Raw genomic sequence first — 11,177 nt, forward strand, 5'->3', positions numbered from 1 at the left:
CGATGCTCCCCATCGCCAACCTCGTCGCCAGCCTCGCCGTCATCGCCGCCTGCTGGTTCCTGCCCCGCCACTGGGTCCGTCGCTGGCAACGCGAGGCAACAGAAGACGCCGCCGGACAGGCCATCACCAACACCCGTCTCCGAATGGCCATCGACGACCTTCAACAGCGACTCGCCCACCTCGAACAGAACCCGAAGATCCAGCTCACCATCAAGGCCGAGAGCAACACACCCGAGGAGGACCCCGCATGACCACCAACCGAGACGCCATCACCGAGTGGATCGAGGAGCAGGGCGAAACCGACGCCACCATGCTCGCAACCGCCATCCTCGACGCCAGCCACGCCCTTGCCGCGATCCATGAGCAGCTCCGCATCGCCAACCTCATCGCCCTGGCCGCCATCGACCCCGACAGGGGAGGCCCATCCGAGGAGCTGGCCTCGGTCGCCTCGCAGGCCTGCGGAGAGATCTCCACATGCAGGGGCTACGAGGTCCGCGACCACGACGGCACCCCCGACCGGATCGAGATCCGCAGCCTCCTCCCCGACATCGCCGCCGCCCTCGGCACCCCCCAGGAGGAACAGCCGTGACCACCACCGCCATCATCTGCTGCATCGCCAGCGCGGCCATCAGCATCGCCGCCTGCATCGTCTACCGGCACTGGACTCGCCAAACCCTCCGCCAGCTCATCATCCTCATGGACGACAATCTCAGGGCACTAAGGGCCGACACCGTGCGTCAAGCGGCCCAGCTCGACCTTCTCCGTGAGCGACTCGACCAGCGCCACCCCCTACCCAACCCCAACGGCACCAAGGAGCCCCACGCATGACCGACATCGACCCCCGAGACCTCGCCAAGCTCATCGATGCGCTGACCCGAAACGGCAGCGACAACCCTGTCACCAACCACGCCCTCGTCACCTGCACCGAGGTCATTGCCGCGAACCTCGCCGCAATCTGCGAGCAGGTCCGCATCGCCAACCTCATCGCCGTGGCGACAGCAGGCGCTGCAACTCCCTTCATCCCGCGCGACATCAGGGACGCCCTCGGGCTCCTCCAGGAGCCCCGCGCATGACCAGCCAGCCCGTCACCCTCGCCCGCATCACCATCGAGAAGGTCCGCAATTCTGACGGAACCCTCGGCATCCTCCTGCACAACCCCATGCTCATCGACCAGATCGACGCCCTCGGCATGCTCGCCGCCGCCCAAGCAACCCTCACCCGCCAGCTCACCCACAACGACGACAGCAAGGAGGCCCGACAGTGAACCCCAACGTCCGCAAAGCCGCCAGAACCCTGGACTGGCTGCAGGACCGCACCAAGAGCCCCGAAGGCCTCGACCCTCGCCACGCCCAGCCCAGCACCCTCGCCGCCCAGACCCTCGCCCTCATCGCCATCGCCGACGAGCTCCACCTCGCCAACCTGCTCGCCCTCAGGGGCCACACGATCCGCGACAGCGACCGCGACATCACCGAACTCGAGCACGCCATGGAGCGCAGCGGACTGAGCTGGGTCGAGTACGCCGAGAAGGAGGACCAGTGACCCAGACGCTCCATCTCCCGGACTGGCCCCTGACCCTGACCCCCGCCGGCAGATTCCGCCAACGCTGCGCGCGCCTCATCCGAGCATTCGACACGCGGCTGGACGACCTTCGCTCCGCCTTCACCGCCCTGGCCAGCCGCATCGCCCAGGTCGGCCAAACCCCCAAGGAGGACCAGTGACCCACACCGTCGACGTCGAGCAGGCCCTGGGCGAGCTGCCCGAGCTGTGCGCCCTCCTGCCCGACGCCCTCACCAGTGGCCCCGACCCGTGGGGTGGTGGCCGCACCGGCGCATCCTCCGGCACCCCGCTGCGCCTCGACGTGCTCCAGCTCCTCGACACCCGCGACACCACCGGATGGCTCGACGGCATGGAGTTCTGCGACCCTGACGGCGTCGGCGTCCTGCCCTTCCTGTGGGGCTGGTGCCGGGACCTGGCCAGCGATCTGTTCGACACCTGCCCCGGCGAGGTCAAGGAGCTCCCCGAGCAACCCACCCTCACCGCGGTCACAGACTGGCTCACTCAGCACCTGCCCCTGATCCGGGGCACCGCGCAGTGGCCCGAGTTCGAGTGGGGCGTGCTGCGGGTGCACCGGCAGGTCAGGGCCGCCGTCAGACACCTCAAGGAGCCCAGCCCGGCCGTCCCCTGCCCCCGCTGCGGCACGGGCCCCCTTGAGGCCCCCGCCCCCGACGAGCCGCTCTGGGTGTGCCGCCCTTGCGGCCACGAGGTCACGATCCAGGCGGTCACCCTCCGGCAGGCCTCCCGGCTCGTGGACGTGCCTGAGCGGACGCTTCGGGACTGGGCCTCCCGCCCCGGCCTGCTGTCCCCCGTGGCCGAGGGTCCGCGCCGACGACTGTTCGACCTGGGCCAGATCAGGCGACTCGCCGCCGAGCGGAAGTTGCGCGCCATGCTGTGAGCGACTATCATTGCCGTTGTTAGTGCATCAGTGCACCCAAAAACAGGAAGCCCCGGATTCGCCCCCGGGGCTTCACCCATTCCGAGGGGGTGGCGATGGCCAACCGCGACACCGCCATCCGAGACCGTCACCGCGCCACCATCGCCGCCGCCAAACCGCCGTGCGGGATCTGCGGTGAGGCCATCGACCACCGACTGCGATGGCCTGACCCCGGATGCTTCGTCGTCGACCACGTCATCCCGCTCTCCCAGGGCGGACCTGATACCCTGAGCAACAAGCAGGCCGCCCACAAGCTCTGCAACGAGCGCAAGGGCCGCAAGGATGCCGGGCTCGCCCCCATCATCCGCCGCTCCGGGAGCCTCACCTGAGGCCCCTGAAATCGAACACAGGGGTGGGGGGTGCCCCCTCCCCCCGGCCTCGACGCTGGCTCAGGCCTAGGCGGCATTCTCTCTCGACTTTTTTCCACAGGTCCCGTCACTCTTGTCACCGCACCCCCGAGTTGCCCACAGGAGGCCCCATGTCCAGCGTCGAGGAGGCCTCAAGGCAGGGTCGCAGGGCGATGCTGGAGGCGCTGCGGGACGACATCGCCCGTCGGTTTGACCGGGGCGTGTCCGATCGGGACGCGGCCGCGCTGTCGAGGCGGCTCCTGGCGATCAGTGAGGAGCTCGACGGGGTGGTGGCCACGGAAGGGGTGGACGAGATTGCCGAAGCGGCCGCAACCCCCGACGCGCCCTGGCCTGCTCCCTGAGGCTCACCTCCTCTGCCTTCCTGCAGGGATCACCTCGACCGCCGGTCCGAGCGTCGTCGCTGTTGCGGAGCGCATCGGTCTGGGCCTGGATCCGTGGCAGCGCGACATCGCGCAGATCACATGGGCGAAGCGAGCTGACGGCGGGTGGGCTTCTGAGATCGTGGCGATGTCGATCCCCCGTCAGGCGGGCAAAACCTACCTCGTCGCTGCAATGGTCTTCGCCCACTGCCTGATCCATGCGGGCTCCACCGTGGCTTGGACGGCCCACCATAACAAGGTGATGCTGGAGGTCTTCGACTCACTGAAGGCGGTTGCCGGTCAGCCGGGGGTGGCCCCGAGGGTGGCGAAGATCAACTCCTCGGCGGAGAACCGCTCGATCCGGTTCGTCAACGGCTCCCGCATCGTGATGGCTGCCCGCGAGTCCGGGGCGCTGCGCGGCGTGGCGAAGGTGTCGATCCTGGTGCTGGACGAGGCGCAGATCCTCACCAGCAACGCGATGAGCGACATGCTGCCGACGCAGAACCAAGCCGCACATCCGCTGACGATCATGCTCGGCACCCCGCCGAGGCCGAAGGACCCCGGCGAGGTGTTCACCGCCCAGCGTGACGCCGCCCTGGCCGCATCGAAGGCCGGGGAGCCGCTGGAGGAGGCGACCTGGATCGAGTTCTCCGCCCCAGCGGACTGCGAGACCGACGACAAGGAGGCGTGGCGCAAGGCCAACCCCTCCTACCCGAAGCGGACCCCGCTGCGGGCGATCCGCAAGCTCCGCCGAGCCCTCACCGAGGACCACTTCCGCCGTGAGGCCCTCGGCATCTGGGATGACCTGTCCACCCCCGCGGTGATCCCCCCGCACATCTGGAAGGGCCTGGCCGACGATCGGTCAAAGGCGCTGTCGAAGCTCGTCCTGGCGATCGACGTGTCCCCGAATCGGGAGCAGGCTGCCGTGGCCCTGGCCGGGCTGCGGGACGACGAGCTCGTGCACGTGGAGCTCGACGAGTCCCGGGAGGGCACCGGCTGGATCGTGGACCATGTGGCGGCCCGTTGCGCGAAGAACTCGATCGCCGCGGTGGTGGTGGATGCGAGGTCCCCCGCCTCATCGCTGGTGCGGGCACTTCGGAAGGCGAAGATCCGGGTTGTCACGACGAACACCGACGAGATGACCGATGCGTGCGCCGACCTGGTGGACGCCTGCATGAACAACGAGCTGCGACACATCGCGCAGCCGCAGCTCACCCTGGCGCTCAACAACGCCCGGAAGCGCTCCATCGGGGAGCGGTGGGCATGGAACCGCAAGACCGCAGAGTCGGACATCACCCCGATCGTCGCCGCGACGCTGGCGCACTGGGGGGTGCTGTCACGGAAGGTCCGCAACACGGCAGCACAGAGAACTGGAAGGCGGGTGATGGTGCTGTGATCGATCTCGACGACCGCGAACTGGCCCTGGCTCGCCGCATGTTCCGGCAGCTGGATTCCCTGTCCGGCTTCCACCGCAAGATGCTGGGTTACTACGAGGGCTCGAAGCGGCTGCAGCGAATGGGGCCGGTGATCCCGAAGGCGCTGCGGAACCTGGACGTGGTGGCTGGCTGGCCCGGCATCGCCGTGGACGCCCTGGAGGAGCGGCTGGACTGGCTCGGCTGGGCCGGCGGCAGTGAATTCGGCCTGGATGAAGTGTTCCGGACCTCCCGACTCGGCTCGGAATCGGCATCCGCCCATCTCGACGCCCTGGTGCACGGCACCAGCTTCCTGGTGATCGCTAAGAGCGGGGGCCGAGTGTCGGTGATCCCTCAGTCCCCACTCAACACCACCGGCATCCTTTCCCGGGACGGTTTCACCTTGGACGCCGCCTTGATCCGGCAGCCCACCGAGGGCAGGCCGGATGCTTGGGAGGTGGAGCTGTTCCTTCTCGGGAGGGTGCTGACGGTTGAGGTGTCCGGGAATCTGCATGCCAACGGCGGCGACTCGTGGAAGGTCTTGGAGGAGGCCCAGACCGGGCTTCCTGATGTGGTGCCGGTGGTGCCGGTGCAGAATCAGCGCCGCACGTCCCGCCCGTGGGGGCGCTCCGAGATCAGCGTCCCGATGCGCTTCTACACCGACGAGGCGGCCCGGGCACTGCTCGGTATGTCGGTGAATCGGGACTTCTACTCGTTCCCGCAGCGCTACGTCAAGGGTGTCGATCAGTCGGATTTCAGTAACCCTGACGGATCCGCCAAGCCGGGTTGGGAGATCGCCGCGGGCGCCTTCCTGGCGATGGGGAAGGATGACGACGGCGACCTGCCTGACATGGGGGAGTTTCGCCCGAACTCCCCAGCGCCGTTCACCGAGCAGATCAGGGTTCTGGCCCAGCTGATGGCGGGGGCCTCCGCTGTCCCGGAGCGCTATTTCGGGTTCGTCACCAGCAATCCCCCATCCGCCGAGGCCCTGCTCGGCGAGACTGACCGGCTGGTCAAGCGCGCGGAGCGCAGGCAGGGGCAGTTCGGGTCCGCGTGGGCCTTGGCTGGCTGGCTCGCCGCACGGATGCTCGGCCACCGCGTCACCGAGTCGGAGTTCCATGGTCGGGTGAGGCCCCGATGGCGCGACGCGGCAACCCCGACACGGGCCGCCACTGCCGATGCGGTGACGAAACTCACCGCCGCCGGAGTCCTGCCGCCCGATTCGGACGAGGTGCTGCGGATGCTTGATTTCGACGAGGCAACCATTGCCTCGATCCAGGAGCACCGCCGCAATGCCGCCCCCGACCCTCTGGCCGCCTTGGCCGGGGCCGTCGGCCGACAGACCGATGGCACGTCGGAGGCCACAGAGCTGAAGGCGAAGTTCGACGCCCTGGGCGTGGCCGTCCGTTCCGGGGTGGACCCCGACGACGCGGCCGCGAAGCTGGGCCTCGAGGGTCTGGAGTTCACCGGCGCGGTGCCGGTCAGTCTGCGCATGCCGGAGGCTGACGCCGAGCAGCTGGAGGACTGAGCATGAACCTGGGCAGGCAGGTCGCTGTCGCCCATCAGGCGCGCGAGATCCAGAGGTCGGCAACCCTGTCCGGCCTGATCTACGAGCTGCTGAAGCGGTGGGCGCGCGGCGACTACAGCGACCGTGACACCATCGTCGGATACGTCGCCGCCGCGCAGATCGCCCATGCCGGATCAGTCCAGCGGGCCATCGAGATGATCGAGGCGATCCGTCGCCTGGAGGCGTCCGACCGGGCTCACGCAGCCCCGGTGCCCGCGCGGTTCGACGAGGGGGCCACCTACGGGCGGATCACCGGGGTGATGCAGGATGCGAAGGCGCTCGACCCGAGGGCCCTCACCTACGCCCGGGACCTGGAGCTCCTGCTTCAGGCGGCTGCGGTCACTGCCCAGCGGCATGCCCTCAACGCGGGCCGCAGGACGGTGGAGGCTTCGACGGCGGCGAACGGCACGACGTGGCGTCGGGTGACCGACGGCAAGCCGTGTGCGTTCTGCGCGATGCTCGCCACGCATCCCGACTACACCAGTCGGGATGCGGCCCTCAGGGTGCAGGGCAGTCGTGGTCGCCCGCGAGGGCGCCGCGCCCTGGGCAGCAGCTACCACGACCGTTGCGGCTGCACGGCCGTGGAGGTGCTGGACACGTGGGAGCCGACCGAGCAGGAGCAGGCCTATCGGCGGCTCTACTACGGGGCACGGGAGGCCTGCGCTGAGGATGAGGTACCGCCGACGACGGAGAACATCCTGGCGCGGATGCGCCGCGACGGTGGCGGCATCGTCAACGACGCTCCGAAGCCGAAGACCTCCACAGGGAAGGGCGGAGGCGGGAAGCCGCCGCGTCGCGTTCGTGGGATGCTCGGCGCCGACGGCCCAGATGAGTTCCCGCGGCTCGGCGGCCGCAAGGTGCCGTTTCGTCGGAGTGACATCGAGGAGTTCGATCTCCTGGATGCCGAGATCCTGCTCGACGGCGATGGCTCCGGGCATGGCCTTCATCGCCACGGCTCAGGTGCTGGCAAGTCGGAGTTCCCGCCCGGCTGGGGTGAGCGCGAGGTTGTGGACTGGGTCAATGCGATCATCGACAACCCCCAGCAGGGGAAGGTCCTGGACGACAATCTGGGGGCGGACTTCTACGGCATCGCGCAAGATGTCGCCGGGGTGGTCGTCGCGCGCAAGCACGGACGATGGTTCATCGCCACGGCCCACCCGCTCCCCCTGGATCGCTGGTAGAATCGATGCATGTTCGCATGGATCGAGGCACTGTATGCGCGACTCCGCAACCTCATGCCCCAGACTCAGCGCGACTCCTTGGATCTGCATCTCGAGTACGGCGGCTACGGTGTGGTCTTCGGCGATTGTGTCGAGTTCGCCGCCAAGAACGGCCTCTTGACGGATGAGGACCGCGAGAACGTCGTCAAGACCCTCGACTTCGGCCTGCTCCGCAAGGCGAAGCCGCACTTCATGGAGCTGATCGCCGCCTGACGTCATCCCCGAAGAGGTAAGAACCCACAAGGAAGCCTTGTGGGTTCTTTCACATTCCCCTGATTTCCGCCGACACGCAGCGGTCAATGCGTGGAACATCGACACTCCACCAGGAGGAACCATGGACCCCAACAACCCCACCGAGGCCATCGCCACAGAATCCATCCCGCCCACCAAAACGGCGGAGGAGAAGGCTCCCGCCTTCGAGCCGATCACCTCCCAGGAGCAGCTCAACGCCGTCCTGGCCGACAGGCTGAAGCGCGAACGCGCCAAGTACGGCGACTACAGCGACCTGAAGGCGAAGGCCGCCCGACTCGACGAGATCGAGCAGGCCGCGAAGAGCGACCTGGAGAAGGCCACCGAGGCCAACGCGAAGTTGACCGCCGAGCTCGAGGCCCTCAAGCTCAACCAGCTGCGCACCGAGATCGCAGTCTCCAAGGGCCTCGATCCGGCATCCGCCCGATTCCTCACCGGCACCACCCAGGAGCAGATCGAGGCCGACGCCGACGACCTGGTGAGGCTGGCCGGGGTCACCCAGAAAACCACCCACCCCACCTCCAAGCTGGCCGGGCAGGCCCCGCGCGTTGGCGGAGACGCCGAAGAGCGCAATTTTGTCCAGTCCCTGGGCCAGTTCTTCTGAACCTGAAAGGAGCCCGTTGTGGCTATTCTCAACACCAGTCAGCTCCAGCTGCCGGGGACGATGCTCGGCATCGTCCGCGACAAGGCCCTGGATGCCGGACTCCTGGGCAAGCTGTCCCAGGAGAAGCCGACCCTGTTCGGCCCGGTCAAGGGAGCAACCTTCTCCGGCGTTCCGCGAGCAAGTATCGTCGGCGAGTCCGAGGCCAAGCCTGCGGATGACCCGTTCCAGATCACCCCGTTCAGCGCGGACCCGATCAAGTTCATCATCCAGACCCGCGCCTCGGACGAGTTCAGGTGGGCCGACGACGACTACAAGCTCGGCGTGTTGAAGGAACTCGTCGCCCCCGCCATCGGCGCGGGCATGGGCCGCGCCGTAGACCTGATCGCCATCCATGGGATCAACCCGAAGACCGGGCAGCCCGCCAGCAAGATCACCAAGCACCTGTCCCAGGCCACCAGTACGGTCGTGCCGAGTGGCGCGCCGACGGCGGAGCTGAACCAGGCGGTCGGACTCCTGGCCGCCCAGTCGTTCATGCCGACCGGGATCGCCACCGACCCCGCCTACAACTACTCCTTGGCGACCGAGGTGTACCCCGCCGGGCACTCCCTGGCCGGGCAGTCGATCTACCCGCAGGCCACCTTCGCCGGAACCTCGAACTGGCGCGGCCTGAAGGTGGAGTCCTCCTCCACCGTCAGCGGCAAGCCAGAACTCGCCACCGACGCGAAGATCAAGGCGATCCTTGGCGACTGGAGCGAGGTGCGTTGGGGCTTCCAGAGGAACTTCCCGCTGGAGATCCTCACCGCTGGCGACCCGGATAACTCTGGCCGGGACCTGGCGGGGCACAACGAGATCATGTTCCGCACAGAGGCCGTGGTCTATGTCGCCATCGGGGACCTGAAGAAGTTCGCCCTGGTGAAGGAGGCGTGATGCGCCACCTGGTCAACACCACCACCGGGGTTGAGGTGATCGTCGACGAGGCGCTCGCCGAGAAGCTCGGCCCCGGCTGGAAGCCGAAGAGCGAACCGAAGCGGGCCGAGCCCCGCAAGTGACCTGGGAGGGGGCCGTTGTGGCTGATCTGCTGCACGTCAGCGACCTGGAGCCGTTCGCCGACATCCCCGCCGAAAAGGGGTGGGCGATGATCGCGGACGCGACCGCGCTGGCCGTCATGGTGGCCCCCTGTCTGGAGAGCCCCACACCGGAGCAGGGGGCCGCCGCGAAGGCGGTTCTTCGGCGGGCGATTCTCCGCTGGCATGAAACCGGCGTCGCCGGGACCGTCACCCAGCAGTCTGCGGGCGCATTCTCCCAGACCACCACCGTCGCCCCCCGGGGTGGCCTGTTGTGGCCGAGTGAGATCACTGCCCTGCAGGACATCTGCAAGGCGGGCTCCGGCACGGCGCGGCGGGCGTTCACGATCCACCCCGCCGCCACGTATCACGATGCCACCCACGGTGAGGCGTGCTCGGTGGCGTGGGGGGCGCCATGCTCCTGCGGGTCGGTGCTCAACCGGCTGGAAGGCCCCCTCTATCCGGGATACCTGCCATGATCCCCGCACCGCACCGCCTCAGTCACCAGCGCCACACGTGGGGCCCTCCTGATGGGCGCGGCAACCGAACAGACACCTGGATCGATGCCGGGGAGATCGCCGCGCACGCGATCAGCGGCCCTGAGGGCGAGCTGGCAGATCCGGCACGCCCCGGTGGGCGGGTTGATCTCGTGATCCACGCCCCGGCCGCCCTGGTCGGGAAAATCAATGTCCGGGACCGGGTGACGGTCAACGGCGAGACCCACGCGGTGGTGAAGGTCCTCGACTGGACGAAGGGCCCGTGGATCTTCCCTGCCGCTGGGATCGAGATCCATCTGAGACAAGTGGAAGGAGTCCCGACACTGTGACCGAGTTCCTGACCGGCAGGTGCACCCTGCCGCTGATGATGGAGGTGGACGGCGACCTCGTCGAGGTCGGCACCACCCAGGTCGATCTCGACCTGAGAGCCCTCAAGATCGGTGACGACGGGCGCCTGTTCGCCGTCGTCGATCTGAGCGCGGAGGACTGACTTGTGGCGCGCAAGAAGACCAAGCTCACCTGGAACTTCCCAGGGTTCAAGGCGCTGCGCACCCACCCGAAGATGATGGCCGATCTGCAGGCCCGCGCCGAGCGGATCGCTGACAAGGCCGGGCCGGGCTTCAAGGCCGCCGGCGCTGGCATCACCGGAGGACGAGGACGAGGGCGGGTCGCCGTCGTCGCGACCACCCAGAACGCCAACCGGAAGAACGCCCGGGAGCACACTCTGCTGCGCTCCCTCGACGCAGGGGGTGACGATGGCGTTTGACGACCCGGTCCGCATCATCTGCGACTACCTGAACGAAACCCCCGCACTGTCGGGGGTTTCTGCGTTCTCGAGGGTCCCTGACCCCCGACCGCCGAAACTCATCCGCGCCACACTCACCGGTTCGCGCCGTCGTTCCTTGATCCATCGGGATGCGCGCGTGACCGTCGAGTGCTGGGCCCCCACCGACGCCGAGGCCTACGAGCTCGGAGCCCAGGTCGAGCAGGCCCTCAGCGGCCTCGACACCGCCTGGGCGTTCATGCCCGGCGGCGAAGGCGGCTGGGTGAGTGGGCCCACCGAGCTGCCTGACCCCGACTCGGGATCCCCCCGGGTCGTGATGACCGCGAATCTGAGACAGAGGAGCCACTGATGGACACCGCATCCACGCCGCAGCCGAAGATCCGGCTCTGGCACCCCACCTTCCCCGACGTCACCCAAGAGGTGACCCAGGAGGATCAGAGCGCCTGGACCGAGCAGGGCTGGAAGACCGAGAACCCCCACGAAGCCGCGCAGGAGGCCCCGACTCAGCCCGACCAGAGTCGCCGCCGGGCCGCCATCGAGACCACCCCCAAGGAGGGCTGAC

General features: G+C 68.2%; 23 protein-coding genes. All 23 read left to right on the plus strand.

The annotated features are described in order from the left end of the window. The first annotated feature begins 2 nt into the window (after window positions 1-2). On the plus strand, window positions 3-251 hold the full coding sequence (locus EII34_RS14985) for a hypothetical protein (RefSeq protein WP_124845978.1): 249 nt from the start codon (window positions 3-5) through the stop codon (window positions 249-251). After that, window positions 248-589: a hypothetical protein gene (locus EII34_RS14990; protein WP_124845979.1), complete on the plus strand. Its 342-nt coding sequence runs from the start codon at window positions 248-250 to the stop codon at window positions 587-589. The genes EII34_RS14985 and EII34_RS14990 overlap by 4 nt, the downstream gene beginning before the upstream one ends. Continuing rightward, window positions 586-828 (plus strand): hypothetical protein, encoded by a 243-nt coding sequence (locus EII34_RS14995; protein ID WP_124845980.1) that lies wholly within the window; start codon window positions 586-588, stop codon window positions 826-828. Before EII34_RS14990 ends, EII34_RS14995 begins: the two co-directional genes overlap by 4 nt. Continuing rightward, entirely contained in the window at window positions 825-1,073 is a 249-nt protein-coding gene (locus EII34_RS15000; RefSeq protein ID WP_124845981.1) for a hypothetical protein, read from the plus strand. The genes EII34_RS14995 and EII34_RS15000 overlap by 4 nt, the downstream gene beginning before the upstream one ends. Continuing rightward, a complete protein-coding gene (locus tag EII34_RS15005; RefSeq protein ID WP_124845982.1) occupies window positions 1,070-1,264 on the plus strand; it encodes a hypothetical protein in 195 nt (64 codons plus the stop codon). The genes EII34_RS15000 and EII34_RS15005 overlap by 4 nt, the downstream gene beginning before the upstream one ends. Further along, a complete protein-coding gene (locus EII34_RS15010; protein ID WP_124845983.1) occupies window positions 1,261-1,539 on the plus strand; it encodes a hypothetical protein in 279 nt (92 codons plus the stop codon). The genes EII34_RS15005 and EII34_RS15010 overlap by 4 nt, the downstream gene beginning before the upstream one ends. After that, window positions 1,536-1,718, plus strand: a complete 183-nt coding sequence (locus tag EII34_RS15015; protein WP_124845984.1) for a hypothetical protein — start codon at window positions 1,536-1,538, stop codon at window positions 1,716-1,718. The genes EII34_RS15010 and EII34_RS15015 overlap by 4 nt, the downstream gene beginning before the upstream one ends. After that, window positions 1,715-2,452, plus strand: a complete 738-nt coding sequence (locus EII34_RS15020; protein ID WP_124845985.1) for a MerR family transcriptional regulator — start codon at window positions 1,715-1,717, stop codon at window positions 2,450-2,452. Before EII34_RS15015 ends, EII34_RS15020 begins: the two co-directional genes overlap by 4 nt. A 95-nt stretch (window positions 2,453-2,547) precedes the next feature. Beyond that, window positions 2,548-2,820: an HNH endonuclease gene (locus tag EII34_RS15025; RefSeq protein WP_124845986.1), complete on the plus strand. Its 273-nt coding sequence runs from the start codon at window positions 2,548-2,550 to the stop codon at window positions 2,818-2,820. 149 nt (window positions 2,821-2,969) lie between these two features. Further along, the gene (locus EII34_RS15030; protein ID WP_124845987.1) at window positions 2,970-3,200 is read left to right on the plus strand and encodes a hypothetical protein; all 231 of its coding nucleotides are present in this window, start codon (window positions 2,970-2,972) and stop codon (window positions 3,198-3,200) included. A gap of 166 nt (window positions 3,201-3,366) precedes the next feature. After that, window positions 3,367-4,614, plus strand: coding sequence for a terminase (locus EII34_RS15035; protein ID WP_124845988.1), 1,248 nt, complete (start codon window positions 3,367-3,369; stop codon window positions 4,612-4,614). Continuing rightward, on the plus strand, window positions 4,611-6,158 hold the full coding sequence (locus tag EII34_RS15040) for a phage portal protein (protein ID WP_260425189.1): 1,548 nt from the start codon (window positions 4,611-4,613) through the stop codon (window positions 6,156-6,158). Before EII34_RS15035 ends, EII34_RS15040 begins: the two co-directional genes overlap by 4 nt. 2 nt (window positions 6,159-6,160) lie before the next feature. Further along, window positions 6,161-7,378 carry a VG15 protein gene (locus EII34_RS15045; protein ID WP_124845989.1) on the plus strand — a complete coding sequence of 406 codons (1,218 nt, stop codon included), beginning with the start codon at window positions 6,161-6,163 and terminating at the stop codon, window positions 7,376-7,378. A 9-nt stretch (window positions 7,379-7,387) separates the two neighbouring features. Then, window positions 7,388-7,630: a hypothetical protein gene (locus EII34_RS15050; RefSeq protein WP_124845990.1), complete on the plus strand. Its 243-nt coding sequence runs from the start codon at window positions 7,388-7,390 to the stop codon at window positions 7,628-7,630. 121 nt (window positions 7,631-7,751) lie between these two features. Then, window positions 7,752-8,270: a hypothetical protein gene (locus EII34_RS15055; RefSeq protein ID WP_124845991.1), complete on the plus strand. Its 519-nt coding sequence runs from the start codon at window positions 7,752-7,754 to the stop codon at window positions 8,268-8,270. Between the two features lie 18 nt (window positions 8,271-8,288). After that, window positions 8,289-9,197: a phage major capsid protein gene (locus tag EII34_RS15060; RefSeq protein ID WP_260425190.1), complete on the plus strand. Its 909-nt coding sequence runs from the start codon at window positions 8,289-8,291 to the stop codon at window positions 9,195-9,197. Beyond that, window positions 9,197-9,319, plus strand: coding sequence for a DUF7302 family protein (locus EII34_RS16635; RefSeq protein WP_260425191.1), 123 nt, complete (start codon window positions 9,197-9,199; stop codon window positions 9,317-9,319). Before EII34_RS15060 ends, EII34_RS16635 begins: the two co-directional genes overlap by 1 nt. A gap of 17 nt (window positions 9,320-9,336) precedes the next feature. Further along, window positions 9,337-9,813 carry a hypothetical protein gene (locus EII34_RS15065; RefSeq protein ID WP_124845992.1) on the plus strand — a complete coding sequence of 159 codons (477 nt, stop codon included), beginning with the start codon at window positions 9,337-9,339 and terminating at the stop codon, window positions 9,811-9,813. Next, entirely contained in the window at window positions 9,810-10,160 is a 351-nt protein-coding gene (locus tag EII34_RS15070; protein WP_124845993.1) for a hypothetical protein, read from the plus strand. The genes EII34_RS15065 and EII34_RS15070 overlap by 4 nt, the downstream gene beginning before the upstream one ends. Then, window positions 10,157-10,321, plus strand: a complete 165-nt coding sequence (locus tag EII34_RS16125; protein WP_185711384.1) for a hypothetical protein — start codon at window positions 10,157-10,159, stop codon at window positions 10,319-10,321. The genes EII34_RS15070 and EII34_RS16125 overlap by 4 nt, the downstream gene beginning before the upstream one ends. Before the next feature lie 3 nt (window positions 10,322-10,324). Continuing rightward, window positions 10,325-10,597 (plus strand): hypothetical protein, encoded by a 273-nt coding sequence (locus EII34_RS15075; protein ID WP_124845994.1) that lies wholly within the window; start codon window positions 10,325-10,327, stop codon window positions 10,595-10,597. Further along, window positions 10,587-10,964: a DUF3168 domain-containing protein gene (locus EII34_RS15080; protein WP_124845995.1), complete on the plus strand. Its 378-nt coding sequence runs from the start codon at window positions 10,587-10,589 to the stop codon at window positions 10,962-10,964. The genes EII34_RS15075 and EII34_RS15080 overlap by 11 nt, the downstream gene beginning before the upstream one ends. Further along, window positions 10,964-11,176 (plus strand): hypothetical protein, encoded by a 213-nt coding sequence (locus tag EII34_RS15085; protein WP_124845996.1) that lies wholly within the window; start codon window positions 10,964-10,966, stop codon window positions 11,174-11,176. The genes EII34_RS15080 and EII34_RS15085 overlap by 1 nt, the downstream gene beginning before the upstream one ends. Window position 11,177 lies beyond the last annotated feature (1 nt).

The sequence above is a fragment of the Arachnia propionica genome, assembly GCF_003859805.1.
Lineage (GTDB): Bacteria > Actinomycetota > Actinomycetes > Propionibacteriales > Propionibacteriaceae > Arachnia > Arachnia propionica_C.

Bases quoted from the DNA above. Each gene is read 5' to 3' on its own strand.
- EII34_RS14985 (WP_124845978.1), top strand. From the start codon at position 3: ATGCTCCCCATCGCCAACCTCGTCGCCAGCCTCGCCGTCATCGCCGCC.
- EII34_RS14990 (WP_124845979.1), top strand. From the start codon at position 248: ATGACCACCAACCGAGACGCCATCACCGAGTGGATCGAGGAGCAGGGC.
- EII34_RS15000 (WP_124845981.1), top strand. From the start codon at position 825: ATGACCGACATCGACCCCCGAGACCTCGCCAAGCTCATCGATGCGCTG.
- EII34_RS15005 (WP_124845982.1), top strand. From the start codon at position 1,070: ATGACCAGCCAGCCCGTCACCCTCGCCCGCATCACCATCGAGAAGGTC.
- EII34_RS15025 (WP_124845986.1), top strand. From the start codon at position 2,548: ATGGCCAACCGCGACACCGCCATCCGAGACCGTCACCGCGCCACCATC.
- EII34_RS15030 (WP_124845987.1), top strand. From the start codon at position 2,970: ATGTCCAGCGTCGAGGAGGCCTCAAGGCAGGGTCGCAGGGCGATGCTG.
- EII34_RS15035 (WP_124845988.1), top strand. From the start codon at position 3,367: ATGTCGATCCCCCGTCAGGCGGGCAAAACCTACCTCGTCGCTGCAATG.
- EII34_RS15045 (WP_124845989.1), top strand. From the start codon at position 6,161: ATGAACCTGGGCAGGCAGGTCGCTGTCGCCCATCAGGCGCGCGAGATC.
- EII34_RS15050 (WP_124845990.1), top strand. From the start codon at position 7,388: ATGTTCGCATGGATCGAGGCACTGTATGCGCGACTCCGCAACCTCATG.
- EII34_RS15055 (WP_124845991.1), top strand. From the start codon at position 7,752: ATGGACCCCAACAACCCCACCGAGGCCATCGCCACAGAATCCATCCCG.
- EII34_RS16635 (WP_260425191.1), top strand. From the start codon at position 9,197: ATGCGCCACCTGGTCAACACCACCACCGGGGTTGAGGTGATCGTCGAC.
- EII34_RS15070 (WP_124845993.1), top strand. From the start codon at position 9,810: ATGATCCCCGCACCGCACCGCCTCAGTCACCAGCGCCACACGTGGGGC.
- EII34_RS15080 (WP_124845995.1), top strand. From the start codon at position 10,587: ATGGCGTTTGACGACCCGGTCCGCATCATCTGCGACTACCTGAACGAA.
- EII34_RS15085 (WP_124845996.1), top strand. From the start codon at position 10,964: ATGGACACCGCATCCACGCCGCAGCCGAAGATCCGGCTCTGGCACCCC.